The 23489-nt window shown below is 67.9% G+C and carries 26 protein-coding genes and 1 pseudogene; 16 read left to right on the top strand and 11 right to left on the bottom strand.

Annotation, left to right across the window (positions count from 1 at the left end; all coding sequences use genetic code 11):
* Positions 1 to 13 precede the first annotated feature (13 nt).
* Positions 14 to 250, bottom strand: coding sequence for a CsbD family protein (locus ACAG20_RS17380; protein WP_370493465.1), 237 nt, complete (start codon positions 248 to 250; stop codon positions 14 to 16).
* A gap of 298 nt (positions 251 to 548) precedes the next feature.
* Between ACAG20_RS17380 and ACAG20_RS17385 the strand changes: the two genes are divergently transcribed.
* The 4 genes from ACAG20_RS17385 to ACAG20_RS17400 are packed head-to-tail and all read left to right on the top strand — an operon-like array spanning position 549 to position 4653.
* Positions 549 to 1253 carry a sensor domain-containing protein gene (locus ACAG20_RS17385; RefSeq protein ID WP_370493466.1) on the top strand — a complete coding sequence of 235 codons (705 nt, stop codon included), beginning with the start codon at positions 549 to 551 and terminating at the stop codon, positions 1251 to 1253.
* A 29-nt stretch (positions 1254 to 1282) separates the two neighbouring features.
* A complete protein-coding gene (gene thyX / locus ACAG20_RS17390; RefSeq protein ID WP_370493467.1) occupies positions 1283 to 2035 on the top strand; it encodes an FAD-dependent thymidylate synthase in 753 nt (250 codons plus the stop codon).
* A 32-nt stretch (positions 2036 to 2067) separates the two neighbouring features.
* Positions 2068 to 2970, top strand: coding sequence for a 4-hydroxy-tetrahydrodipicolinate synthase (gene dapA, locus ACAG20_RS17395; protein ID WP_370493468.1), 903 nt, complete (start codon positions 2068 to 2070; stop codon positions 2968 to 2970).
* 6 nt (positions 2971 to 2976) lie between these two features.
* Positions 2977 to 4653, top strand: a complete 1677-nt coding sequence (locus ACAG20_RS17400) for a ribonuclease J (RefSeq protein ID WP_370493469.1) — start codon at positions 2977 to 2979, stop codon at positions 4651 to 4653.
* A gap of 82 nt (positions 4654 to 4735) precedes the next feature.
* Here ACAG20_RS17400 and ACAG20_RS17405 read toward each other — a convergent pair whose 3' ends face one another.
* Entirely contained in the window at positions 4736 to 5545 is an 810-nt protein-coding gene (locus ACAG20_RS17405; protein WP_370493470.1) for a mycofactocin-coupled SDR family oxidoreductase, read from the bottom strand.
* A complete protein-coding gene (locus ACAG20_RS17410) occupies positions 5545 to 5862 on the bottom strand; it encodes a putative quinol monooxygenase (RefSeq protein WP_370493471.1) in 318 nt (105 codons plus the stop codon). The genes ACAG20_RS17405 and ACAG20_RS17410 overlap by 1 nt, the downstream gene beginning before the upstream one ends.
* A gap of 157 nt (positions 5863 to 6019) precedes the next feature.
* On the opposite strand from ACAG20_RS17410, the gene ACAG20_RS17415 reads away from it, so the two are divergent.
* The gene (locus ACAG20_RS17415) at positions 6020 to 8515 is read left to right on the top strand and encodes a DNA translocase FtsK (protein WP_370493472.1); all 2496 of its coding nucleotides are present in this window, start codon (positions 6020 to 6022) and stop codon (positions 8513 to 8515) included.
* Positions 8516 to 8525: 10 nt separating this feature from the next.
* Here ACAG20_RS17415 and ACAG20_RS17420 read toward each other — a convergent pair whose 3' ends face one another.
* Positions 8526 to 9872 (bottom strand): wax ester/triacylglycerol synthase family O-acyltransferase, encoded by a 1347-nt coding sequence (locus tag ACAG20_RS17420; protein WP_370493473.1) that lies wholly within the window; start codon positions 9870 to 9872, stop codon positions 8526 to 8528.
* Positions 9873 to 10051: 179 nt separating this feature from the next.
* Between ACAG20_RS17420 and ACAG20_RS17425 the strand changes: the two genes are divergently transcribed.
* Positions 10052 to 10561 (top strand): DUF421 domain-containing protein, encoded by a 510-nt coding sequence (locus ACAG20_RS17425; protein WP_112688485.1) that lies wholly within the window; start codon positions 10052 to 10054, stop codon positions 10559 to 10561.
* On the opposite strand, the gene ACAG20_RS17430 is transcribed toward ACAG20_RS17425, so the two are convergent.
* Positions 10558 to 11082, bottom strand: a complete 525-nt coding sequence (locus ACAG20_RS17430; RefSeq protein ID WP_370493474.1) for an amino-acid N-acetyltransferase — start codon at positions 11080 to 11082, stop codon at positions 10558 to 10560. The genes ACAG20_RS17425 and ACAG20_RS17430 overlap by 4 nt on opposite strands.
* Positions 11083 to 11137: 55 nt before the next feature.
* Between ACAG20_RS17430 and pgsA the strand changes: the two genes are divergently transcribed.
* The 4 genes from pgsA to ACAG20_RS17450 all read left to right on the top strand — a co-directional run bounded on the left by pgsA (position 11138) and on the right by ACAG20_RS17450 (position 13934).
* A complete protein-coding gene (pgsA, locus tag ACAG20_RS17435) occupies positions 11138 to 11725 on the top strand; it encodes a CDP-diacylglycerol--glycerol-3-phosphate 3-phosphatidyltransferase (RefSeq protein ID WP_370493475.1) in 588 nt (195 codons plus the stop codon).
* A gap of 89 nt (positions 11726 to 11814) precedes the next feature.
* Positions 11815 to 12156, top strand: a complete 342-nt coding sequence (gene clgR / locus ACAG20_RS17440; RefSeq protein ID WP_083039644.1) for a transcriptional regulator ClgR — start codon at positions 11815 to 11817, stop codon at positions 12154 to 12156.
* 125 nt (positions 12157 to 12281) lie between these two features.
* A complete protein-coding gene (gene pspA / locus ACAG20_RS17445) occupies positions 12282 to 13097 on the top strand; it encodes a phage shock protein PspA (RefSeq protein WP_370493476.1) in 816 nt (271 codons plus the stop codon).
* 3 nt (positions 13098 to 13100) lie between these two features.
* Positions 13101 to 13934 (top strand): hypothetical protein, encoded by an 834-nt coding sequence (locus ACAG20_RS17450; protein ID WP_370493477.1) that lies wholly within the window; start codon positions 13101 to 13103, stop codon positions 13932 to 13934.
* Here the strand turns inward: ACAG20_RS17450 and ACAG20_RS17455 are convergent.
* The gene (locus ACAG20_RS17455) at positions 13931 to 14344 is read right to left on the bottom strand and encodes a DUF5313 domain-containing protein (protein WP_370493478.1); all 414 of its coding nucleotides are present in this window, start codon (positions 14342 to 14344) and stop codon (positions 13931 to 13933) included. The genes ACAG20_RS17450 and ACAG20_RS17455 overlap by 4 nt on opposite strands.
* Positions 14345 to 14350: 6 nt before the next feature.
* Complete coding sequence (locus ACAG20_RS17460) at positions 14351 to 14788, bottom strand: limonene-1,2-epoxide hydrolase family protein (protein WP_112688467.1); 438 nt, start codon at positions 14786 to 14788, stop codon at positions 14351 to 14353.
* 42 nt (positions 14789 to 14830) lie between these two features.
* On the opposite strand from ACAG20_RS17460, the gene ACAG20_RS17465 reads away from it, so the two are divergent.
* Positions 14831 to 16000: a glycosyltransferase gene (locus tag ACAG20_RS17465; protein WP_370493479.1), complete on the top strand. Its 1170-nt coding sequence runs from the start codon at positions 14831 to 14833 to the stop codon at positions 15998 to 16000.
* A 14-nt stretch (positions 16001 to 16014) separates the two neighbouring features.
* Positions 16015 to 16209, top strand: a complete 195-nt coding sequence (locus ACAG20_RS17470) for a DUF3046 domain-containing protein (protein ID WP_370493480.1) — start codon at positions 16015 to 16017, stop codon at positions 16207 to 16209.
* Here the strand turns inward: ACAG20_RS17470 and ACAG20_RS17475 are convergent.
* Positions 16200 to 16850 (bottom strand): TetR/AcrR family transcriptional regulator, encoded by a 651-nt coding sequence (locus tag ACAG20_RS17475; protein WP_370493481.1) that lies wholly within the window; start codon positions 16848 to 16850, stop codon positions 16200 to 16202. The two genes, ACAG20_RS17470 and ACAG20_RS17475, sit on opposite strands and share 10 nt — an antisense overlap.
* Positions 16851 to 16924: 74 nt before the next feature.
* Here ACAG20_RS17475 and ACAG20_RS17480 point away from each other — a divergent pair, with 74 nt between their 5' ends.
* From ACAG20_RS17480 to recX, 4 genes and pseudogenes are all read left to right on the top strand, one after another.
* A complete protein-coding gene (locus ACAG20_RS17480; protein WP_370493482.1) occupies positions 16925 to 18145 on the top strand; it encodes an oxygenase MpaB family protein in 1221 nt (406 codons plus the stop codon).
* Between the two features lie 164 nt (positions 18146 to 18309).
* Positions 18310 to 19776 (top strand): annotated as a pseudogene (gene recA / locus ACAG20_RS17485) (recombinase RecA); the annotation flags it as partial.
* A gap of 171 nt (positions 19777 to 19947) precedes the next feature.
* On the top strand, positions 19948 to 20454 hold the full coding sequence (locus ACAG20_RS17490; RefSeq protein ID WP_370493569.1) for a hypothetical protein: 507 nt from the start codon (positions 19948 to 19950) through the stop codon (positions 20452 to 20454).
* Positions 20420 to 20959, top strand: coding sequence for a recombination regulator RecX (gene recX, locus ACAG20_RS17495; RefSeq protein ID WP_112687245.1), 540 nt, complete (start codon positions 20420 to 20422; stop codon positions 20957 to 20959). Before ACAG20_RS17490 ends, recX begins: the two co-directional genes overlap by 35 nt.
* Before the next feature lies 1 nt (position 20960).
* Here the strand turns inward: recX and ACAG20_RS17500 are convergent, their stop codons facing one another.
* From ACAG20_RS17500 to ACAG20_RS17510, 3 genes are all read right to left on the bottom strand, one after another.
* Positions 20961 to 22196 (bottom strand): ATP-binding protein, encoded by a 1236-nt coding sequence (locus ACAG20_RS17500; protein ID WP_370493483.1) that lies wholly within the window; start codon positions 22194 to 22196, stop codon positions 20961 to 20963.
* 204 nt (positions 22197 to 22400) lie between these two features.
* Positions 22401 to 23105 (bottom strand): hypothetical protein, encoded by a 705-nt coding sequence (locus ACAG20_RS17505; RefSeq protein WP_370493484.1) that lies wholly within the window; start codon positions 23103 to 23105, stop codon positions 22401 to 22403.
* Between the two features lie 114 nt (positions 23106 to 23219).
* Positions 23220 to 23447: a hypothetical protein gene (locus tag ACAG20_RS17510; protein WP_370493485.1), complete on the bottom strand. Its 228-nt coding sequence runs from the start codon at positions 23445 to 23447 to the stop codon at positions 23220 to 23222.
* Positions 23448 to 23489: the final 42 nt, after the last annotated feature.

Raw genomic sequence — 23489 nt, forward strand, 5'->3', positions numbered from 1 at the left:
CGCGATTGCCTCGCTACTGTTCGGCACGCTCGCGCGCCTCGTCTGCCTCGGCCTTGGCGCGGGCCTTCTCGGCCTCTGCCTCTTTGGCCGCAACCTCGCGTTGCGCGTCGGCCTTGTCCTGCTGCGCCTGGCCTTCCCGCTTGAGCGAGTCGTTCCCGGTCACCGTGCCGACAGCCTCCTTGGCCTTGCCCTTGACGCCTTCCACGACACCTTTGATGCCGGCTTCGGGGCCACTGTCCTTGTCACTCATGTGGTGTGCCTCTCTTGATCGGATCAAGACCGGACGGACGGGCCGCGCAGTGCGGGCCGTCCACCCAGCAGGCGGCCGGGTGGCCGCCGATGTGCCGGGATACCCGGTGGGATTACAACGTAAACATCCGGAGTCGCCGGCAGCCAAAACGGTTCGGCCTCAACGCGGTTGGGCGGATCCGCGCTGAGCGCGGGCGGCACCGCCCGATTTTTCGCTACTGTGGCACAAGAACTGATCGGTGACGCCTCGACTGGCGTGCGGATCCACAAGCCTGATGGAAAACACGGGGTGTGATCGCGTGCGGGGTTCGGTTTCGTACGGTTTCGTCGTGATGGGCTGCCTGGCGATCGCCGGCTGCGGCGGCAGCGGCGGCGCGGCGAAAACCACCACCACCGTCGCGGCGACGCCGACTACGACGACGGTCGCCGTCGCCCCGGTCGGCGAGGACGGGTTGCGGGCACTGCTGCTCACCCCCGAGGAGATCAACCCGATCATGGGCGTGGCCGACATGAAGGCGCACGCCCCCCACGATGTGTTGTCCGACGACAGCGCCACGATGCAGCCGAGGGAGTGCCTGGCCGTCGACGGAGTCGCCCAGGAGCAGGTCTATGCGCGCAGCGGTTTCAGCGCGGTGCGGGAGCAGAGTGTCAGCGACGGCGAAGACAACGCCCACTTCGTCGATCAGGCCGTGGTGCTGTTTCCGACCGCCAAGCAAGCCGAGGAGTTCTTCGAGGCGTCCGCCAAGCAATGGCCGGAATGCCACGAATACACCCACACCCAGAGCGGTTCGGAGTGGACCGCCGGGCGCATATCGAACGCCGAGGGCGTGTTGAGCACCGTCGCGACCCAGCAAAACGCCGGCGAATCGGCCTGGCAGGCCTGCGGGCGGGCGCTGACCGTGGCCAACAACGTCGTCGTCGACGTCAACACCTGCAGCACCGACCCGAAGGATTCCGCGGTCGTCATCGCCCGGCAAATCGCCGCGAAAGTGCCGAAGGGCTGACCCGGGCCGGCACGCCTTAAGGTGGTGCGGTGGCCGAGACGGCGCCGCTGCGCGTGCAACTGATTGCCAAGACCGAGTTCATACCACCGCGCGACGTTGCGTGGAGCACCGACGCCGAGGGCGGTCAGGCGCTGGTCGAGTTCGCCGGCCGAGCCTGCTATCAGAGCTGGTCCAAGCCCAACCCGCGCACCGCCACCAACGCCGCCTACCTGAAGCACATCATCGACGTCGGGCACTTCTCGGTTCTCGAGCACGCCGGCGTGAGCTTCTACATCACCGGGATCTCCCGGTCGGCCACCCACGAATTGATCCGGCACCGGCATTTCTCGTTCTCCCAGCTCTCCCAGCGCTACGTCCCCGAACCGGACTCCCGGATCGTGGTGCCGCCGGGGCTGGACGACGACCCGGAGTTGCAGCAGATCCTGGCCGAGGCCGCCGACGCCAGCAGGGCCGCCTACACCGAACTGCTGGCCAGGCTCGAGGCCAAGTTCGCCGACCAGCCCAATGCCGTGCTGCGGCGCAAACAGGCCCGCCAGGCTGCCCGCGCCGTGCTGCCCAACGCCACCGAGACCCGCATCGTGGTGACCGGGAACTATCGGGCCTGGCGGCACTTCATCGCGATGCGTGCCAGCGAGCATGCCGATGTCGAGATCCGCCGGCTGGCCGTCGAGTGCCTGCGGCAGCTCATCGGGCTCGCCCCCGCCGCGTTCGGAGATTTCGAGATCGCCGCGCTGGCCGACGGCACCGAAGTGGCGACCAGTCCGCTCGCCACCGAGGTCTGAGCAACTCCGCGCCGCCAGGTACTCTTGGGCTCGTGAGCAGCACCGTATTCGACGCCAAGGCGCAGTTGGGCACCGTTCTGACCGCGATGGTGACCCCGTTCGGTGCGGACGGCTCCGTGGACACCGACGCCGCCGTACGGCTGGCGAACCGGCTCGTCGACGCCGGCTGTGACGGCCTGGTGCTCTCCGGGACCACCGGCGAGTCGCCGACCACCGCCGACTACGAGAAGCTCACCCTGCTTCGTGCCGTGGTGGAGGCCGTGGGCGACCGCGCCCGTATCATCGCCGGCGCCGGCAGCAACGACACCGAGCACAGCGTCCGGCTGGCCGAGGCCTGCGCCGGGGTCGGCGCTCACGGGTTGCTGGTGGTCACCCCCTATTACTCGCGGCCCTCGCAGGCCGGGCTGCTGGCGCACTTCACCGCGGTCGCCGACGCCAGCGGACTGCCGGTGATGCTGTACGACATCCCGGCCCGTTCGGCGGTGCCGATCGCCCCGGACACCATCTTCGAGCTCGCCGAGCACCCGAACATCGTCGCGATCAAGGACGCCAAGGGCGACCTGCATGCCGCCGCGCAGATCATGGCCGAAACCGACGTGGCCTACTACTCCGGCGACGACGCCCTGAACCTGCCGTGGCTGGCGATGGGCGCCACCGGATTCGTCAGCGTGATCGGGCACTTCGCGGCGGGCCAGCTGCGCGACATGCTGGCCGCGTATGAATCCGGTGACGTCGAGACCGCCCGCAAGATCAACGTCTCGATCGCGCCGCTGTCCAACGCCATGGGCCGCACCGGTGGCGTCACCTTCGTCAAGGCCGGGCTGCGGTTGCAGGGGTTCGATGCGGGCGAGCCACGGCTGCCGATGGTGCCCGCGACCGCGGCCGAGGTCGACGAACTGGCCATCGACATGCGCGCCGCGTCGGTCCTCGAGTGAGTGCGGGTGAGTGAGGACCTCAAGCCGCCGGGTCCGCTGACCGCCGGCGGGTTACGCGTCACCGCGCTCGGCGGTATCAGCGAGATCGGCCGCAACATGACCGTTTTCGAGCATCTCGGCCGGCTGCTGATCATCGACTGCGGGGTGCTGTTCCCGGGCCACGACGAGCCCGGCGTCGACCTGATCCTGCCGGACATCCGGCACATCACCGACCGCCTCGACGACATCGAGGCGCTGGTGCTGACCCACGCCCACGAGGACCACATCGGCGCCATCCCGTTCCTGCTCAAACTGCGCCCCGACATCCCGGTGGTCGGTTCGAAGTTCACGCTGGCGCTGGTCGCCGCCAAATGCCGCGAACACCGCATCAAACCGGTGTTCGTCCAGGTCGCCGAAGGTCAGCGCAGCACCCACGGGGTGTTCGAATGCGAATACTTCGCGGTCAACCACTCCATCCCGGACGCGCTGGCGATCGCGGTGCACACCGGCGCGGGCACCGTGCTGCACACCGGCGACATCAAGCTCGACCAGTTGCCGCCGGACGGGCGTCCCACGGATCTGCCCGGCATGTCCCGGCTGGGCGACAAGGGTGTGGACCTGTTCCTGTGCGACTCGACCAACGCCGAGATCCCGGGTGTCGGGCCCAGCGAGAGCGAGGTCGGTCCCACCCTGCACCGGTTGATCCGCGGTGCCGAGGGACGGGTGATCGTGGCCTGCTTCGCCTCGAACGTCGACCGGGTGCAGCAGATCGTCGACGCGGCGGTCGCACTGGGCCGCCGGGTTTCGTTCGTCGGCCGGTCGATGGTCCGCAACATGGGCATCGCCAAGGAGCTGGGCTTTTTGCGGGTGGCGGACTCCGACCTGGTCGACATCGGCGCCGCCGAGATGATGCCGCCGGAGCAGGTGGTGCTCGTGACCACCGGGACCCAGGGCGAGCCGCTGTCGGCGCTGTCGCGGATGTCGCGCGGCGAGCACCGGTCCATCACGCTGACCGCGGGTGACCTGGTGGTGTTGTCGTCGTCGCTGATCCCCGGCAACGAGGAGGCCGTCTACGGCGTGATGGACGCGCTGGCCAAGATCGGCGCGCGGGTGGTGACGAACGCCGCGGCGCGGGTGCACGTCTCCGGGCACGCTTATGCCGGTGAGCTGCTGTTCCTCTACAACGGAATCCGGCCGCGCAACGTGATGCCGGTACACGGCACCTGGCGGATGCTGCGCGCCAACGCCGCGCTGGCCGCCCGCACCGGGGTCCCCGAGGAGTCGATCCTGTTGGCCGAGAACGGGGTCAGCGTCGACCTGGTCGCCGGGCAGGCCAGTATCGCCGGGGCGGTTCCGGTCGGCAAGGTCTACATCGACGGGCTGGTGGACGGCGACGTCGGCGATGCCACGCTGGGGGAGCGGCTGATCCTGTCATCGGGGTTCGTCGCGATCACCGTGGTGCTGCGTCGCGGGACCGGCAAGGCGGTGGCGCCGCCGCAGCTGCATTCGCGTGGCTTCTCCGAAGACCCCAAGGCGCTGGAGCCGGCGGCCCGCAAGGTGGAGGCGGAGCTGGAATCCCTTGCCGCCGAACGCGTCACCGACCCCGCCCGGATCGCGCAGGCGGTGCGCCGCACGGTCGGCAAGTGGGTCGGCGAGAGCTACCGCCGCCAGCCGATGATCGTGCCGACCGTCATCGAGATCTGACCCCTCGGCGAGCAGTCGTGAAAGCACCCAAAATTGGCTCGCTGAGGGGGCTTTAACGTCTGCTCGCCAGAAGGGGTCTCGGCTACCTCTTGTTGACGTAGCCGGCGTCCACCGGCAGCGTCACGCCGGTGATGTAGCGGGCCGCATCGGAGACCAGCCAGAATGCGGCGTTGGCGACATCCTCCGGTTGCAGCACCTGCACCGGCAACGCGTTGCCCATGTCCGGTCCGCCTCCGGTGTCCATGCCCTCGAGCCATTTCCGGGTGAACTCGTTGTCGATCATCGGCGTCTGCACACCGGCGGGATGCACGGAGTTGACCCGGATGCTGTGTGGCGCCAGCAGATTGGCGTATACACGCATCAGCCCGACGATGCCGTGCTTGGCGGCGGCGTAACCCAGGGAGCCCGCCGCAGGAGCGGCCAGCCCGACCAGCCCGGCCACCGAGCTGACCAGCACGATCGACCCGCCGTCACCTTGGGCGATCATCGGCTTCATCGCCACATCGACGGTGTGGTAGATGCCGGTGAGGTTGACGTCGATCACGTCCTGCCAGGCGTCCTCGCCCGCCATCGGTGCGATTCCGGCGTTGGCGATCACGAAATCGAGCCGCCCGAGTTCGTCGAGGCCGGCCTGCAAGGCGGTGCCCAGGGCGGCGCGATCGCGGACGTCGGCCGCCCTGGCCACGATGCGCGCACCGGTCTCTTCGACCAGCTTGACCGTCTCCGCCAGATCGTCGGCGGTGGCCAGCGGATACGGCACGCTGGAGATCTGTTGGCACAGGTCGACCGCGATGATGTCGGCGCCCTCGCCGGCCAACCGCAGTGCATGGGCGCGCCCCTGGCCGCGGGCGGCGCCGGTGATGAAGGCGACCTTGCCGTCCAAGGCTCCCATCACTGGGCCCGCAGTTGGCCCTTGGCCGGGTCGCCGGCCGGCAGCGGCTGCAGCATCTTGATGTCGGGCGCGCCGTCCAGGTGCTCGGAGAGGTTGCTGAACAGCTCGGCGACCGCCGGGGCCGTCGAGTGCGCTTTGAGTGCCTCGGCGTCGGCCCACTGCTCGATGAACACGAAGGCGCCGTCGGTTTCGTGTACCGCGTAGAGCTGGCAACCGGGCTCCTGGTGCACCTGTGCCGCCGACTTGGCGCAGATGTCGCGGACGGCTTCGACCGATTCCGGCTTGACGGCGAAGGTGGCGACGACGACCACGGGCATGCAGATCTCCTTCGTGAGGGGTGGCGCGGAAAGTCAGGCCCTGTCACGGTACGCAGCTGCGCTGTGACCGGTGCCACGCGGGTGAGCTCGGCCAACCCACGGCGTGGCCAGTGTGGCAGATGGTGCTAATGAGGGTATTGCGGTTAGGCTTGCGGCTATGGCTAGTAAGACGGCTAGTGGCACCAAGGCTCGGTCGGGAACGCGAACTAGCAGGTCAAAGGCCGGTTCGCGAGCCAATGGCCGACCGGCCCGCGCCGCGGCGGCACGCCGCAAGCCCGCGCCGCGCCGGCAGCATTCGGGGCTGGCCGGGGCGGGAATGGCCTGCGGGCGGGCCGCCCGGGCGGCCTGGTTGATGGTCGCCAAGGCGGCCGGCGGCACCGCGCGGTCCGTCGGCCGCGCCCATGACATCGACCCCGGTCATCGCCGCGACGGTATCGCGCTGGCGCTGCTGGGCCTGGCCGTCGTGACGGCCGCCAGTTGCTGGCTGGACGCTGCGCGGCCGGTCGGGGCATGGATCGACACCGGGTTGCGCGCCGTGATCGGCGGCGCGGTGGTGCTGCTTCCGGTGCTGGCCGGCATCGGCGCCGTCGCGCTGATGCGTACCGAACCCGTCCCGGAGAACCGGCCCCGGCTGATCCTCGGTTCGGCGATGGTGGCGCTGCCGATACTGGGCCTGTGGCATCTGTGGGCCGGTTCGCCGCAGACCCCCGAGGGGCGCCTGCACGGTGCCGGTTTCGTCGGGTTCGCCATCGGCGGCCCGCTCGCCGACGGACTGACCGCCTGGATCGCCGCCCCGCTGCTGTGCATCGCGGTGCTGTTCGGAGTGCTGTTGCTGACCGGGACGACGCTGCGCGAGGCGCCCGAGGCGCTACGGACCATGTTCGTCGCGCGGGACTACGACGACGGTTATGACGACGGCTATTACGACGACGACTACGACTATGACGACGCCGCCGCCGCCGACTACGACGACGGGGCGCTCGCCGACGACACCCCGGACTGGCAGTCGCGCACGCCGCTGGACAATTACCCGCTCTCCGAAACGGACGTAGCGCCCGCCGATGTACCCAAGCCCGCCCGCCGTAAGCCCAAGCCCAAGACGGGCAAACCCACCGACACCACCGTCGTGTTGGACCGGGTGGTGGAGGGCCCCTACACGCTGCCACCGCTGAGCCTGCTGGTCGCCGGCGATCCCCCCAAGACGCGCACCGCCGCCAACGACGCGATGACCGACGCGATCACCTCGGTGCTCGAGCAGTTCAAGGTCGACGCCGCCGTCACCGGCTGCACCCGCGGTCCCACCGTCACCCGCTATGAGGTGGAACTGGGCCCCGGGGTCAAGGTCGAGAAGATCACCGCCCTGCAGCGCAACATCGCCTACGCGGTGGCGACCGAGAGTGTGCGGATGCTGGCACCGATCCCGGGCAAGTCCGCGGTCGGCATCGAGGTGCCCAATACCGACCGGGAGATGGTGCGGCTGGCCGACGTGCTGACCGCGCCGAGCACCCGCCGCGATCATCACCCGCTGGTGATCGGGCTGGGCAAGGACATCGAGGGCGACTTCATCAGCGCCAACCTGGCCAAGATGCCGCACCTTTTGGTGGCCGGCTCCACCGGCTCGGGTAAGTCCAGCTTCGTCAACTCGATGCTGGTGTCGCTGCTGGCACGGGCCACCCCGGAAGAGGTCAGGATGATCCTGATCGACCCGAAGATGGTGGAACTAACGCCGTATGAAGGCATTCCGCACCTGATCACCCCGATCATCACCTCACCGAAGAAGGCGGCGGCAGCGCTGGCCTGGCTGGTCGAGGAGATGGAACAGCGCTACCAGGACATGCAGGCGTCCCGGGTGCGCCACATCGACGTCTTCAACGAGAAGGTCCGTTCCGGCGAGATCACCGCACCGCTGGGCAGTGAACGGCAGTACCGTCCCTACCCCTACATCCTGGCGATCGTCGACGAGCTCGCCGACCTGATGATGACCGCGCCGCGCGACGTCGAGGACGCGATCGTGCGGATCACCCAGAAGGCCCGCGCCGCCGGCATTCACCTGGTACTGGCAACCCAGCGGCCGTCGGTGGACGTTGTCACCGGTCTGATCAAGACGAACGTGCCGTCCCGGCTGGCGTTCGCCACCTCGTCGCTGACCGACTCCCGAGTGATCCTGGACCAGGCCGGCGCCGAGAAGCTCATCGGTATGGGCGACGGGTTGTTCCTGCCGATGGGCGCCAACAAGCCGGTCCGGCTGCAGGGCGCCTTCATCACCGACGAGGAGATCCACGCCGTCGTCACCGCCTGCAAGGACCAGGCCGAGCCCGAGTACACCGACGGCGTCACCACCGCGAAACCGACCGGCGAGCGCACCGACGTCGACCCCGACATCGGCGACGACATGGAGGTCTTCCTGCAGGCGGTGGAATTGGTGGTGTCCAGCCAGTTCGGTTCCACCTCGATGTTGCAGCGCAAGCTGCGAGTCGGCTTCGCCAAGGCCGGCCGGTTGATGGACCTGATGGAGACCCGCAGCATCGTGGGCCCCTCCGAGGGCTCCAAGGCCCGCCAAGTGCTGGTCAAGCCCGACGAGCTGGCCGCGACCCTGATGGCCATCCGCGGCGGCGCGGACGCCGACGCCGCGGATGACGGCGACGACGGCTAGCCGGCGACGATCAGACGTTGACCACCAGCGACAACCCGTGCCGATCCCGGCCGGCCCGGCGCCGCCTGCTGCGAACCAGCAACCGGGCCACCGCCGCCTCGACGCCGCGCGCCAGCTCGTCGGCGTCGCGAACGGTGCTGTAGTCGGAGACGATGCCGAAGAACAGGCTGTCGGCGTAGCGCAGGATCGCCGCGCCGGTACGCAACTGCATCGCGATCGGCGGGACCGGCAACACCGCAGCGACCGGGCATCCCATGACTGCCAGCGGCCGCCCGGGGCCGGGCACACTGGCCGCCAGCGCCACCACGCTGCGCTGCGGCAGCCGGGACAGCAGATTGGCCGCCCAGGCGGTGAGCGGCACCGGGATCGCCCGTGCCACCGCCGCCACCGCGCCGGCGGGGCTGCGATCGGCGTCGGCTCTGGCCTGCGCCAGCCGCGCGTGCACCAAGCGCAGCCGAACCACCGGGTTGTCCTCGTCGACCGGCAGCCGGGGCAGCAGCAGCGCCTGCCGAAGCGGTACCAGGGTGCGCAGCGAATCGGACTTCGGCTGCTCGCCGCGGCGGACCATCATGTTGCGGTAGCTCTCGGTGAGGGCCGCCAGCGCGACATCGTCGACGGTGACGTCGAAGGTCTGGCAGATCTGGTCGACCTCGGCGGCGCTGACCCGGGCCGAGACGTACCGGCGCCGCCGGCTGGTCAGCGGGCCGTTCAGCGGTGTCGCCGGTCGCCGTAGGCCGGCCGCGAACTCCGCGGCGTCGCGCAACGCCTGGTCGGTCCGCATCACCCCGGCCACTGTGGCGGTCGCGATCGAGGAGGCGACCCGCAGCGCACCGCGCCACCCGCCGGCAGCAGCTGTGACCGCGCCGGGCATGGTGCCGCGGGCCGGACCCTCATCGGACAGCCCGGCGAGGATGTGGACGGTGGCGACGGCGTCGGCGATACAGGGGTGGACCTTGACCAGCATCGCCCAGCGGCCACCGGACAGGCCCCCGATCACCCAGATCTCCCACAGCGGCCTGTCCCGCTCCAGTCGCCAGGACATCACCTCGGCCACCACCGAGAACAAATCGTCGTCGCTACCGGCGCCCGGGACCGCGATACCGCAGACGTGGTTGGCAAGCTTGAAGTTGGGGTCCGCCACCCACTCGGGAGAGCCGAGGTCGAAGAGCCGACGCCGCAGCCGCTGGGCGAACCGTGGGCAGGCCGCGATCCGCTCGCCCAGCACCGACATCAGCGTCTGGTGATCGGGCATCGGGCCGTCGAGCACCGCTAGGGCGCCCATGCCGAGGTTGGTGTGCCGATCGGCGTCCTCGACGTTCAGAAGACTCGCATCCAGGGGGCTCAGGTGCTCGGCCACGGCTACCTCCAGTTGTCTGCAACTGTCAGTACCACTATCTCGTGTTCGCGTCGCCGGCGGCAGGGCCGGAAGTCCCTGGTTCGGCGCCCGGCACGCGCCGGACACGTGCCGGACACGGACCGGACACGGACCAGACACCGGCGGTTTTCCCGGGTCCGCCGGGCGCGTAATCTCGCCACGTGGACTGGGCGCGACTTTTTGCTTTCGACACACCGCCTTCGGAGATCATTGTCCGCGGGACCGTCATCTACATAGCGATTTATGCGTTGCTGCGGGTGGTGTTGAAACGGGAGGCGGGCACTAACGGCATCACGGATCTGATCGTCGTGGTGTTGATCGCCGACGCCGCGCAGAACGGGATGGCGGGCGGTTACCGGTCGATCAGCGACGGGATCCTGCTGGTCGGAGTGATCATCGGCTGGTCCTACCTGCTGAACTGGATGGCCCACCGCTGGCCGACCGTGGCACGGCTGCTGCGGCCCGGGCCATTGCTGGTGATTCACGACGGCGAACTCCTGCACGGCAACATGCGCAAGGAGATGATCACCGAGCAACACGTCCGCGAGCAGGCCCGCAAGCAGGGGATCGCGGACCTCGCCATGGTGCGGGAGGGCCGCATGGAATCCGACGGCCAGTTCAGTTTCCTCGTCGGCTCGACGCGCCGGACCGCCGGTCTGGTGATGGACTAGAGCACCAGCAGCATCCGGGTGTTGCCCAGCGTGTTGGGCTTGACGTAGCTCAGGTCCAGGAATTCGGCCACCCCGACGTCGTAGGACCGCTGCATTTCCGCGAAAACCTCTGCGGTGACCGGTGTTCCGTCGATCTCGGTGAAGCCGTGCCGGGCGAAGAACGCGGTCTCGAAAGTCAACACGAACAGTCGCTGCAACTGCAGTTCCCGGGCGACCTGCAGCAACCGGTCGACGAGCGCGTGGCCGATGCCGCGGCCCGTCAGCGCCGGGTCCACCGCGATGGTGCGCACCTCGCCGAGATCAGACCACAGCACGTGCAGGGCGCCGCAGCCCACCACCTGTTGTTCGGAATCCTCGGCGACCCAGAACTCCTGGACCGACTCGTAGAGCGTCACCAGGTTCTTTTCCAGCAGGATCTTGCCGGCGTAAGTGTCTACCAGTCGCTTGATCGCCGGGACGTCGGATGTCCGCGCGCGCCGGATCAGGGGCGGTGGGGCCGGCGAATCAGCCGCGAGGTGCACAGGTGCACAGTAACGGTTTCTCATTTCGGGCTTGGTAACCGATATTCTGTCTGCCGTGTCGCGGCAACCTCAAACCGGCCCGGCGGTGACGCACGTCCCGGTGGTGAATCTCGCCAACGCGGTCACCGTCGTGCGCTTGCTGTTGGTGCCCGTCTTCCTGCTGGCGTTGTTCGCCGCGGACGGTCACGACGCCAAGGCCCGCATCGCGGCGTTCGTCATCTTCGCGGTGGCGATCATCACCGACCGGCTCGACGGTGCGCTGGCCCGCAACTACGGGTTGGTCACCGAATTCGGCACCCTGGCCGACCCCATTGCCGACAAGGCACTGATCGGCGCCGCGTTGATCGGCCTGTCGATGCTTGGCGATCTGTGGTGGTGGGTGACGGTGCTGGTACTGGCCCGAGAGATCGGGATCACCGTGCTACGGTTCGCGGTCCTGCACCGCGGCGTGATTCCGGCCAGCCGCGGCGGGAAACTCAAGACACTGGTGCAAGCGGTCGGTATCGGGCTGCTCATCCTGCCGCTGAGCGGTCCCTGGCTGGTGACGGCCTGGGCGGTGATGGCCGCCGCGGTGGTGCTGACCGTGGTGACCGGCGTGGATTACGTGAGGTCGGCGATCGCCGATCTGCGCGACCGGAGCTGATCGAGGGGTTCGGGAACCCTGACGGGCGTGGTGCGCGTTGACCTTGGTGACTGTCGGTTTTCCAGGTTGGCCCTAAGGGGGAGTACACGATGACGGCATTGCTGCGGGAATCGGTCGGCGAGGTGTTGCGCCAGGCCCGGACGGCGCAGGGTCGCACGCTGCGTGAGGTGTCCGACTCGGCGCGGGTCAGCCTGGGCTATCTCTCGGAGGTCGAGCGGGGCCGCAAGGAGGCGTCCAGCGAGTTGCTCAACGCGATCTGCTCGGCATTGCAGGTCCCGTTGTCGGACGTGCTCTTCGATGCCGGCAGCCGGTTGGCGCGGGCCGAGCGGGCCGAACGGGCCGAACGGGCCGTCCGGAACCTCGGGGTCACCCGCATCGACGCTGGTACCAAGGTCGTGATCCCGCCGCCGCGGGCGATGGCCTCGGCATGACAGCGTGGCCCGGCGCGCCCGGGCGAAAGGCAGCCTGAAGCCGCACCCACCGACCGGCGAACCGATAAATTGTCAGCGGTAAGCGGCAGACTGACAACATCCGAACGATCAGACGGAGCTGACTGATGGCCAACCCGTTCGTCAAGGCGTGGAAGTACCTGATGGCGCTGTTCAACTCGAAGATCGACGAGCACGCCGATCCCAAGGTGCAGATCCAGCAGGCGATCGAAGAGGCGCAGCGTCAGCACCAGGCCTTGACCCAGCAGGCCGCCCAGGTGATCGGCAACCAGCGGCAACTGGAGATGCGGCTGAACCGGCAGCTGGCCGACATCGAGAAGCTCCAGGTCAATGTGCGCCAGGCGCTCACGCTGGCCGACCAGGCCACTGCGGCCGGCGACGGCGCCAAGGCCACCGAGTACAACAATGCCGCCGAGGCGTTCGCGGCGCAGCTGGTCACCGCCGAACAGAGCGTGGAAGACCTCAAGGCCCTGCATGACCAGGCGCTCTCGGCGGCGATGCAGGCCAAGAAGGCCGTCGAGCAGAACGCCATGGTGCTGCAGCAGAAGATCGCCGAGCGCACCAAGCTGCTCAGCCAGCTCGAGCAGGCCAAGATGCAGGAGCAGGTCAGTGCCTCGCTGCGCTCGATGAGTGAGATCGCTGCCCCGGGAACCACTCCCAGCCTCGATGAGGTGCGCGACAAGATCGAACGGCGCTACGCCAACGCGATCGGCGCCGCCGAGCTGGCGCAGGGCTCGGTGGCCGGCCGGATGATCGAGGTTGAACAGGCCGGCGTGCAGATGGCCGGTCACTCCCGGTTGGAGCAGATCCGCGCCTCGATGCGCGGCGAGTCACTGCCGGCCGGCGGCGCCACACCGCCGGTCACACCGGCGGCGCCGCAATCGGGCGCCGATCCCAACCCCGAGAATCCGCTGGGCCAGTAGCAGATGGCCATGTCAGTCGGAGGTCGTTCCCGGCGCGCGCTGCTGCAGCGGGCCGTCGACCGTGCCAGTGAGGCCGCCGACGTACTGGCCGACAAGCTCGGTGCGATCGCCGACCCGCGGGCCAGGCTGCTGCGCAAGCGCCGCTGGGCGCTGCGCCTGGGCTTGTTCTTCGGCGCGGCATGCGGATTCTGGTTGCTGGTGACGGCGGTGCTGGCCTCGTGGGCCACACCGGTGTGGGTGCTGCTGATCACCGGGCTGATCGCCGCCGGCGCGGCGGCGCCGGCCACGCTGCTGTTGCTGCGGTTCCGTTGGCTGCGTTCGGTGCCGCTGCCGGCCGCGCGGACCGTCACCGCGCGCCGGCTGCCCCCGCCCGGTTCGGCGGCGCGGCCGGCGATGTATGCGCTGGGCGCCTCCGAGCGTGGCATGGTGTCGCTGCTGGGCGTGCTGGAACGCGGCCGGTTGCTACCCAGCGAGGAGATCGCCGAACTGACCGCCGCGGTCAACGGCGCCGCGTCGACGATGGCGGCCACCGCCGGCCAGGTGGTGTCGATGGAGCGCACCGTCCAGCACAACGCGCAGGCGGGGCAGTACCTGGTGCCGACGATCAACGCGTTCACCGCCCAGTTGAGCGCCGGCGTCCGTCAGTACAACGAGATGGTCACCGCTGCGGCGCAATTGGTGGCCGCAGCCAATGACGGATCATCGACGTCGACCGGTGACCCGATGAACTCACCGATGTCCCAGCAGCGTTACCGCGAAGAATTGACCGGCGCGACCGACCGGATGCGGGGATGGGCGGCCGCGTTCGACGAACTCGCCCAGTTGCCCCGGCCCTAGATGTCGTCGCTTCGCTGATCGGCGGATTCGGGCCGCGGCCCGTAGCGTTCGATGTAGGACCGGTGCAGGTGGGCGTCACGCTGGCGCTTTCGTGCGTCGGCCAGGTCCGGGTCGAGGCCGTGCATCCGCAGCATGTGCTTGCGCCACACCTTGTTGAGGGCGTGCGAGAACAGGATCGCCATGAACCAGATGGGAAACGTCATGGACAGATGCGTCATGAAATCGGTCGGCAGAAACCAGAACGGGAGCAGGATCAACGTCGTCGGCACGACGGCGCGCATGATTATCCGAAGGGTTGCACCAGGTCCGGCCAGGTCGTTGCGCACCCAGTCGCGCATGGACGGCGGCAAGGGTCGCCCGATGCAGTAGCGGACGTATTGGATCGGGTTGGGGCGTCGGCGGGTGCTCAACGCGGCCTACAGCGTCGGGCGCAGCGCCGGGAAGACGGTTGCCGCCACCGCGCGCAACGTCGCCTTGAACATATCCAGGAAGTCAAAGTAGTCGCGCCACAACGTGATACGACCGTTGTGCACCTCGAAGACCCCGCACACCCAGAACTGCAGCCGCAGCGGGCCGAAGGTCAGGGCGTCGGTGCGCTCGGTGAGCACCGCCGAGCCGTCGGCGGCGATGCGGTGGATCTTCACCTCGAAGCCCGCGCGGCCGGACATCCGGCGGAACACCCCGACGGTGGCGCTGCGGCCGTAAATGGTCGGCAGCCCGACGTTGTGGTACACCACGTCCTCGGCCAGGGCGTCGGCCGCCGTGTCGAGATCATCGTCGGCGAGGGCGTCGAGGAAGGTCTCCACGGTTCGGATGTTGTCGACGGCGCTGTCGTGGACACTCGGTTCGGTCATGCCTGTCAGCCTAGGCCCGCGGGGCTGTGGCACGGTAGGCCGATGCGCATCGTGGTGGTCGCCGGGCCTGACCCCGGTCACGCGTTCCCGGCGATGGCGTTGTGCCGGCGCTTCGTCGCGGCCGGGGACGCGCCGACGCTGCTGACCGGGGTGCAGTGGCTGGACACCGCGCGGGCCGCCGGGGTGGACGCCGCCGAGCTGATCGGATTGGATCCCGCCGCCGGCGACGACGACGGGGATGCCGGGGCCAAGATTCATCGGCGGGCGGCGCGCATGGCGCGGCAGAACCTCGACCAGCTCCGACAGCTGGCGCCGGACCTGGTGGTCTCCGACGTCATCACCGCCTGCGGCGGCATGGCCGCCGAACTGCTCGGCATCCCGTGGGTCGAGCTGAGTCCGCATCCGCTGTACCTGCCGTCGAAAGGGCTGCCGCCGATCGGCAGCGGTCTGGCGCCCGGTACCGGGCTGCGGGGCCGGTTGCGCGACGCGGTGATGCGGTCGTTGACCGCGCGGTCGGTGCGAACCGGGTTGCGCCAGCGCGCCGAGGCCCGGGCGGGCATCGGTCTGCCGGAACGCGACCCCGGCCCGCTGCGGCGCCTGATCGCCACGCTGCCTGCCCTGGAGGTGCCCAGGCCCGACTGGCCCGCCGAGGCGGTCGTGGTCGGGCCGTTGCACTTCGAGCCCACCGACGAGCTGCTGGCAGTACCGCCGGGCTCCGGCCCGCTGATCGTGGTGGCGCCGTCCACGGCGTTGACCGGGGCCACCGGGTTGGCCGAGCTGGCGCTGGAGCAGCTGGTGCCGGGCGTCGGGCTGCCGGCCGGCGCCCGGGTGGCGGTGTCGCGGCTGAACGGCCCCGAGCTGGCGCTGCCGGAATGGGCCGTCGCCGGCCTGGGACGCCAGGACGAACTGCTGACGCGCGCCGATCTGGTCATCTGCGGCGGCGGACACGGCATGGTGGCCAAGTCCCTGCTGGCCGGGCTGCCGCTGGTGGTGGTTCCCGGCGGAGGTGACCAATGGGAGATCGCCAATCGCGTTGTGCGCCAAGGCAGTGGCCGGCTGATCCGTCCGCTGACACCGGCGGCGCTGACCGAGGCGGTGAGCGAGGTGCTGGCGTCGCCGAGCTACCGCGCCGCCGCGCGACGGGCCGCCGACGGGGCCGCCGAGGTGACCGACCCGGTGCGGGTGTGTCACGAGGCGCTGTCGGGTGGCTGAGTAGGTTGGGACGGGTGCGGCTGACCGAATTCCACGAGCGGGTCACGCACCGCTTCGGTGCGGCCTACGGGGCCACCGTGCTGGCCGATCACGTGCTGGCCGCGGTGGGCGGGCGCACCGCCGCCCAGGCTATCGAGGACGGGGTGGAACCGCGCGAGGTATGGCGCGCGTTGTGCGCGGACTTCGACGTGCCGCGCGATCAGTGGTGAGAGTGATCGGGCGCGTCCATGATGCTGCGAACCAGGGCGACGGCGAGGTCCGAGCAGGTGGCGGCCAGCTCGGCCGGGGTCTCGATGGGATCGTCGAGCCAGGCTTCGATGATCTGGTTGACGCCGCCGACGATGAACAGGGCGCCGCGGCGTAAGTCGGCCGGCGCCGGCAGCTCGCCGTCGATGACACCGGGGGCCTGCTCGACGACCGCGTCGGTGATCATGTCGAGGATGCGCGCCCGGTGCTCGCTGAGGCCGGGGACGGCGGACAGGTCGCAGGTGGCGATGCGGTGGATGTACGGGTCGACGGCGATCAGCTCGAGGAAGGCCGTCAGCGCCGAGCGCAGTTTGTCGCTGAGCGTCCCGGGGTCACCCACGCCGGCGGTGACCATGGCCTCGAGCAGTTGGTCGCGGACGTCATCGGAGACGGCGAACAGCAGTGCGTCGCGGTTGGCGAACTGCTCGTAGAAGTAACGCGGGATCAGTCCCGCGGCCGTACAGACACCGCGGACGGTGACCTCGCCGAGTCCTGATTCACCCCAGACCCGGCGACCGGCGGACAGCAGTTTGCGCCGGCGTTCGGCGCGGCGGTCAACCGCGCTGATGCCGCCGTAGTCGCGCACTACTCCCGGGCGTTTCATTGACATCACCCTACCTGCGACCTACATTTGGAACACAGGCGTTATCCAAAATTAGAGGGCTGGAGGCTTATCCGATGAACTCGCCCGCTATGGCCATCCCGGCCCGTCATCCGGAAGCGCCGGGTGCGATTCCGGCCAGCGTCCGGATGCTGGCTGCCGCCATGGCGATCTCCAAGCCGTCGCCGCAGCGGTGGCGCCAGATCGGCGAGGACCTGATCGTCGGCGATGAGCCGATGCAGCGGCTGGTCGCGTGGATGTCGAGGACCAAGGAGGCGCGGCCGATCTTCGATCGGGTCCTCGGCCACGGGCTGGCCGCCGTGCCGGATGCACCGGCGCCGCTGCGGGAGTTCTTCGGCGAGTTCGAACCCATCCCGGACTGGGTCGACATGAACCGGGTGCGCCGGGGCCAGCGGGCGCTGCGGCGCGGCGGCGCCGACGGCACTTATATCGCCCGCGACGTGTCGTTTCTCGGCGGCTACCAGTTCTCCTCGTTCAACAAGACCCTGCTGCGCACCGGCGTGCTGGAGAAGGGCTCGAACAAGCGGTTCGCCGAGACACTGCAGTGGGCGATGGATGTCACCGGCGAAGGGGGACTGGAGCCGCTCGGTGCCGGGTATCAGGCCACCATCCGGGTCCGGCTCATCCACGAGTACGTGCGCCGGCACGTGGCCGCGCTGCCGGACTGGCGTGGCGACGAATGGGGCTTGCCGGTCAACCAGACCGACATGGCCGCCACCCTGGTGGGAGCGCTGATCGCGCCCGCCGCCGCCGGGATAGGGCTGGGAATCGTACTGTCGCCGGGCGAGCTCGAGGACATCGCGCATATGACCCGCTACGTCGGTTGGCTGATGGGCATCCGCGAGGACTGGCTGCCGGCCAGCTTCCGGGACGGCGTCCGCATTCTCTATCAGACCCTCGGTGCGCTGTCCGAGCCCGACGAGTCGACCAAGCAGCTGGCCGGGCCGATGGCCGACGATCCGCTGGAATGGCACTATTCCGCGCTGACCGGCGTGCGGCGCCGCATCGCGCGGTCGGCACACCTGTCGGTGACCGGCAGCTTTCTGGGGCCGCGCACCATGCGCAAGCTGGGCCTGCCGGCCTTCGTGTTGCCGTGGTACCCACTGGTGCGGATGCCGGTGAACCTGCTGCGCAGCGCCGCGGCGCTGCTGCTCCCCGGCGGGCAGGACCGCGCGGCGGCCCGCGGGCGGCGCGAGCAGGAAGAATTCATGCGCACCATGATGGGCGACGAGGACACCGCCATCGGGGCCTCGGCGCACGTGATGCAGGTGGCTTAGGCCCGGAAAATACGACACGCCGCCGCGCCGCGTGTCGCACTTGATTCGAACATCCGTTCGCCTACTGTGGTGACAGTTCGCTGGTTTGTCGGACCCCGTCGCTAGCGTCACGGCCAACCGACCGAGCACCGGTCAACCGAACACCGAACCACAGGAGAGGCATCATGGCGCAAGCCCCCGACCGCGAAAAAGCACTCGAACTGGCGATGGCCCAGATCGACAAGAACTACGGCAAAGGCTCGGTGATGCGCCTCGGCGACGAGGTGCGTCAGCCGATCTCGGTCATCCCGACCGGATCGATCGCCCTGGACGTGGCGCTGGGCATCGGCGGCCTGCCCCGGGGCCGGGTCGTCGAGATCTACGGTCCGGAATCCTCCGGTAAGACCACCGTGGCGTTGCACGCAGTTGCCAACGCCCAGGCCGCCGGCGGGATCGCGGCGTTCATCGACGCCGAGCACGCGCTGGACCCCGACTACGCCAAGAAGCTCGGTGTGGACACCGACTCGCTGTTGGTGTCCCAGCCCGACACCGGTGAGCAGGCACTGGAGATCGCCGACACGCTGATCCGCTCCGGTGCGCTGGACATCCTGGTCATCGACTCGGTGGCCGCACTGGTGCCGCGCGCCGAGATCGAGGGCGAGATGGGGGACAGCCACGTCGGCCTACAGGCCCGGCTGATGAGCCAGGCGCTGCGGAAGATGACCGGGGCGCTGAACAATTCGGGCACCACCGCGATCTTCATCAACCAGCTGCGGGAAAAGATCGGTGTGATGTTCGGATGTATGAACTACAGCACTCGAGTGACGCTCGCCGACGGAAGCGCCGAGAAGATCGGCAAGATCGTCAACAACAAGATGGACGTCGAGGTGTTGTCCTACGATCCCATCGCTGATCGGGTGGTCCCGAGAAAGATCGTGAACTGGTTCGACAACGGGCCTGCCGAGAAGTTCCTGCAATTCACCGTCGAGAAGTCCGGCGGGAACGGCAAATCGCAGTTCGCCGCGACGCCCAACCACCTCATTCGCACGCCGGGAGGCTGGACTGAAGCCGGTGAAATCATCGCCGGCGACCGGGTTCTCACCGCAGAGCCACACCTGCTCAGCGACCAGCAGTTCCAGGTGGTCCTCGGTTCGTTGATGGGCGACGGGAACCTCTCGCCTAATCGGCGTGACCGCAATGGCGTGCGGTTCCGGCTCGGGCACGGCGCAAAACAAGTGGAGTACCTGCAGTGGAAGACAGCGCTGATGGGCAACATCGGCCACTCAGTGCGGGAGAACGCGCAGGGCGCGACTTTCGTCGACTTCACCCCGTTGCCCGAACTGGGGGAACTGCAGCGCGCGGTGTACCTCGGGGACGGTAAGAAGTTCCTCTCCGAGGACTACCTCAAGGCGCTCACCCCGCTGGCGCTGGCCATCTGGTATATGGATGATGGCTCATTTGCATTGCGCTCCAAGGGATTACAGGAACATACCGCCGGTGGCAGCGGGCGCATCGAAATCTGCGTCGAGGCCATGACAGAAGGGACGAGGGAGCGAGTTTGTGGCTACCTGCGGGATGCCTATGGGCTGGACGTGAAGTTGCGCTATCCAGGAAAGGCCGGCAGGGCGGTGCTGCAGTTTTCAACCGCGTCATCCGCGAAATTCCAGGAGTTGGTGGCGCCGTACATGGCTCCGTCGATGGAATACAAGCTGCTGCCGCGATTCCGGGGTCAAGGCACCGTGACACCGCAATTCGTCGAGCCCACCCAGCGGCTGGTGCCCTCCCGGGTACTGGATGTGCACGTCAAACCGCGCACTCGCTCAATGCATCGCTTCGACATCGAGGTGGAGGGCAACCACAACTACTTCGTCGACGGGGTGATGGTGCACAACTCGCCCGAAACCACCACGGGCGGAAAGGCTTTGAAGTTCTACGCGTCGGTGCGCCTGGATGTTCGGCGGATCGAGACCCTCAAGGACGGCACCGACGCGGTCGGCAACCGCACCAGGGTCAAAGTGGTCAAGAACAAGGTCAGCCCGCCGTTCAAGCAGGCCGAGTTCGACATCCTGTACGGTCGGGGCATCAGCCGCGAGGGCTCCCTGATCGACATGGGGGTGGACCAGGGCTTCATCCGCAAGTCCGGCTCCTGGTTCACCTACGACGGCGAACAGCTCGGGCAGGGCAAGGAGAACGCCCGCAACTACCTGCTGGAGAACGTCGACGTGGCCAACGAGATCGAGAAGAAGATCAAGGAGAAGCTCGGTATCGGCGCCGTGCTGACCGATGAGTTGACCGATGGCGAAGCCCTGCCCGCTCCCGTCGACTTCTGAGCCCGCCGAGGCCGATCCGGCCAAGCGTGAGGAGCAGGCGAAGTCACTGTGTCTTCGCCTGCTCACCGCGCGCGCCCGCACCCGTGCCGAGCTTGCCGGCCAGCTGACCAAGCGCGGTTACCCCGACGACGTCAGTGATCGGGTGCTGGACCGGCTGGCCACCGCCGGGTTGATCGACGACGCTGATTTCGCCCAGCAGTGGGTGCGGTCGCGGCGCGAACGCGCGGGCAAGGGCCGCAAAGTGATCGCCGCCGAGCTGCGCACCAAAGGCGTCGACGAGGACGTGATCGCCGAAGCGTTGGCCGGCGTCGACGCCGGTGCCGAGCGGGACCGGGCCGAGCAGCTGGTACAGGGCAGATTGCGCCGGGAAACCCTCGGCGAGGACGATTTACGGATCACCCGCCGGCTGGTGGCGATGTTGGCCCGGCGTGGCTACAGTCCGTCGATGGCCTACGACGTGGTCAGCGCCGAGCTGGCCGCCGAGCGGGAGCGCCGCCGGGTGTGAGTTAACCGAGCCGGTATGCCGGCTGTTCGTAGCAGTGACTTCGGCGTGGCATCCGACTTGCATCCGCGACCGCGACCGCGTTGCGCGCAATCACGTCTGCTGCGGCGGGATTGTCGTCGAACCAGCGGCCCAGTCGGTGCTCGCACAGCCGCTGCACGGCCAGCTCGAGGTGCGGGTCGATCAGCTGGGTTCGGGTGCTGTCCTCGAATACCGGAGTCTCGGTGGCCCTGACGGTCACGACAGCCGCCAGACCCGCGCAGACATCATTATCGTCGAGGTTGGGCTCGGTGTCGCGCAGCAGTTTACGCGCTCTGACGTAGTTGTTGACGACCTTGGTGACCCCGGTACGGAAGCCTCTTTCATGGCTGCCGAGGTCGCCGCTGGTGTCGATGTTGTCAACGAAGGTATGGATCTGCTCGGTGTGGCTGTGGAGCCATTGCATGGCGATCTCGATATCACCTGCCAGGCGGCAACCGACGAAGTGGATCACGCCGTCGTGGAGCGGAGTTCGGTAGCGAACAATTCTCCGCTGGACGTAGCCCACCAAGCCGTCAGTGAAGCAGAAGCTTCTCGACCGCGGTTCGGGTGCCACACGCTCGTCGACCACCTCGAAGGTCGCGCCGTTGTTCAGCAGTGCCAGTTGATGCACGTGTCGTGCCACCACTTCGAAATCAAAGACCGCCTCGCCGAACACTTCCCGACTGGCCCAGAACCGCACCGTGGTTCCCGCCGCCGCAGCCGCTTCGGGCATTTCAAACCCGGACGGCCTGCTATTGGTGTACCGCTGTATCCAGTGCTCGTCGGCGTGGGTGCTCTCGATGGTCATCCGGGTGGACAGGGCATTCACGATCCAGCTGCCCGCGGCCCGGGTTCCGCCGAAACGCCCGAATCTCGCGTCCGACGTGTCGTCCCCTTCGCGCGGCAACGCCGCGACGATCTTGTGGGCGGTCGACAAGAAGGGGTCTGGTTGGCCGGCTGCGATGCCGTGACCGTTGTCGCTGACCGCCACGCCACGATCGTCGAGGATCCGCACCGTCACGGCGGTGGCGTAGCCGCCTTTCGCTTCGTCGACGGCATTGTCGATCAGCCGCCAAAGGAGATAGTGCAGCCCGCGTTCGTCCGGGTAGACGAATCTGTCCGTATTGTTGTGGAACCATTCGAAAACTTCACTGTTGTATGGTTGGCCGTCTTCAATGGTCAGCCGAGAAGCGTCCAATTCCTCTTCCGGTCGGGCCACCAGACAATGGTGCGTACCGCCCATCCACGAGAACAGTGCTACTTCGCAACATTTGCCGCAGACCGGCCAGTTCGATTGTAATATCTGCACCACGCCATTTTATCGGCAGGTACCGACAGAATCGCACTGACGAAACGGTACGAGACGCTGGCGCAGCACCGCTTATGGACTACTTGATCCGGCTTCCTGTATGTTTTGGCTAAGCTATTTGATTTCTTTCAGCGACATCGACACGGCGTAGGTCAACCACTGCGTCGGTACGCCTTCTTTGTCCGAAAGGGCCTGAATTTGTTTTTGGAACTCCTGATCCGGCTGGCCAGACACGATCAGAAGTCTAGGAGTCGGCAGATCTTCTGCGATCGACTTCTTTTTCAGGGCCGACATGTAGCTTGCGGCTTCGGAGACGACGTCTCTGCGTGGCTCACCGGCCTTTAGCTCGATACCGACCAACGCGCCGGTCTTTTTGTCTGCGGCTAGGAGATCGATCCTGCACCGGGGCCCGATGGGTTTTTCCCGTCCAATGAGACGGAGGTTCATTTTCTTGATCTCCGGCAGTGATGCGAAATTCTTTTCCAGGAAATTGGCGAGGGTTGCTTCTGCGTCGAAAAGTACGCGCGATTGCTGGATGTTAGAGGGGAATTCATCGGTGTTGAACAGGTAGACGCGGGTTCGCCGGGTGTTCGTAGGGGCACGCAGGTCAGGAAATGTCTTGATCCCAGCGGCGCGTAGACCCTCCTCGAGGTCTTCGCAGAACTTCGAGGTCACCCGTTGGTATCCGGCTAGCCGGGCAAGTGTGCCCAACAGCCGATCAGGTGCCTGCGACAGCGATGACGTAGTAGGCCCTCGGTCGACGTCCGAACGGCACTTTTCGACTACTCGGGCAAGACGATCCGCCTGCGGCACTGCCATGACGCCAAATCCTTTCGAGAGATCTCAAAAGGAATGGAACCACGATCGCGCACGGCGGCGCGGAAGATTCGACGCCCAGCGTCGGCACATCGGGAACGCCGCCGGGTCTGATGTTTAAACCTCTTCGGCGTCTTCCTCGTCCTTGGCGGTGAAGACTTCCTTGGTCCGCTCGACGGCGTGCGTGGCGATTTCCATGGAGTCCTGGACGATCGCGTTGACGCCGCCGGAGACGTCGCCGCGGATGATGTCGCCGGCGTCCTCGACGATGTCGGAAGCCTTCTCCACGGCGTGGGCGGCGATATCGCGGGCAGCGTTGAACGCGTCCTTGGGAGTGATAGCCATGAGGGTCTCCTGTCGCTGGCTGGTGGCTCCGACTCTAGACGC

The organism is Mycobacterium sp. pW045 (assembly GCF_041287085.1).
GTDB classification, from domain to species: domain Bacteria; phylum Actinomycetota; class Actinomycetes; order Mycobacteriales; family Mycobacteriaceae; genus Mycobacterium; species Mycobacterium algericum_A.

What these genes read in the sequence shown, in the direction of transcription:
- ACAG20_RS17380 (WP_370493465.1), bottom strand. Translation starts at nt 250, where the DNA reads ATGAGTGACAAGGACAGTGGCCCCGAAGCCGGCATCAAAGGTGTCGTG.
- ACAG20_RS17405 (WP_370493470.1), bottom strand. Translation starts at nt 5,545, where the DNA reads ATGGGAGCCTTGGACGGCAAGGTCGCCTTCATCACCGGCGCCGCCCGC.
- ACAG20_RS17410 (WP_370493471.1), bottom strand. Translation starts at nt 5,862, where the DNA reads ATGCCCGTGGTCGTCGTCGCCACCTTCGCCGTCAAGCCGGAATCGGTC.
- ACAG20_RS17415 (WP_370493472.1), top strand. Translation starts at nt 6,020, where the DNA reads ATGGCTAGTAAGACGGCTAGTGGCACCAAGGCTCGGTCGGGAACGCGA.
- clgR (WP_083039644.1), top strand. Translation starts at nt 11,815, where the DNA reads ATGACGGCATTGCTGCGGGAATCGGTCGGCGAGGTGTTGCGCCAGGCC.
- pspA (WP_370493476.1), top strand. Translation starts at nt 12,282, where the DNA reads ATGGCCAACCCGTTCGTCAAGGCGTGGAAGTACCTGATGGCGCTGTTC.
- ACAG20_RS17450 (WP_370493477.1), top strand. Translation starts at nt 13,101, where the DNA reads ATGGCCATGTCAGTCGGAGGTCGTTCCCGGCGCGCGCTGCTGCAGCGG.
- ACAG20_RS17460 (WP_112688467.1), bottom strand. Translation starts at nt 14,788, where the DNA reads ATGACCGAACCGAGTGTCCACGACAGCGCCGTCGACAACATCCGAACC.
- ACAG20_RS17465 (WP_370493479.1), top strand. Translation starts at nt 14,831, where the DNA reads ATGCGCATCGTGGTGGTCGCCGGGCCTGACCCCGGTCACGCGTTCCCG.
- ACAG20_RS17475 (WP_370493481.1), bottom strand. Translation starts at nt 16,850, where the DNA reads ATGAAACGCCCGGGAGTAGTGCGCGACTACGGCGGCATCAGCGCGGTT.
- ACAG20_RS17480 (WP_370493482.1), top strand. Translation starts at nt 16,925, where the DNA reads ATGAACTCGCCCGCTATGGCCATCCCGGCCCGTCATCCGGAAGCGCCG.
- ACAG20_RS17490 (WP_370493569.1), top strand. Translation starts at nt 19,948, where the DNA reads ATGCATCGCTTCGACATCGAGGTGGAGGGCAACCACAACTACTTCGTC.
- recX (WP_112687245.1), top strand. Translation starts at nt 20,420, where the DNA reads ATGGCGAAGCCCTGCCCGCTCCCGTCGACTTCTGAGCCCGCCGAGGCC.
- ACAG20_RS17505 (WP_370493484.1), bottom strand. Translation starts at nt 23,105, where the DNA reads ATGGCAGTGCCGCAGGCGGATCGTCTTGCCCGAGTAGTCGAAAAGTGC.
- ACAG20_RS17510 (WP_370493485.1), bottom strand. Translation starts at nt 23,447, where the DNA reads ATGGCTATCACTCCCAAGGACGCGTTCAACGCTGCCCGCGATATCGCC.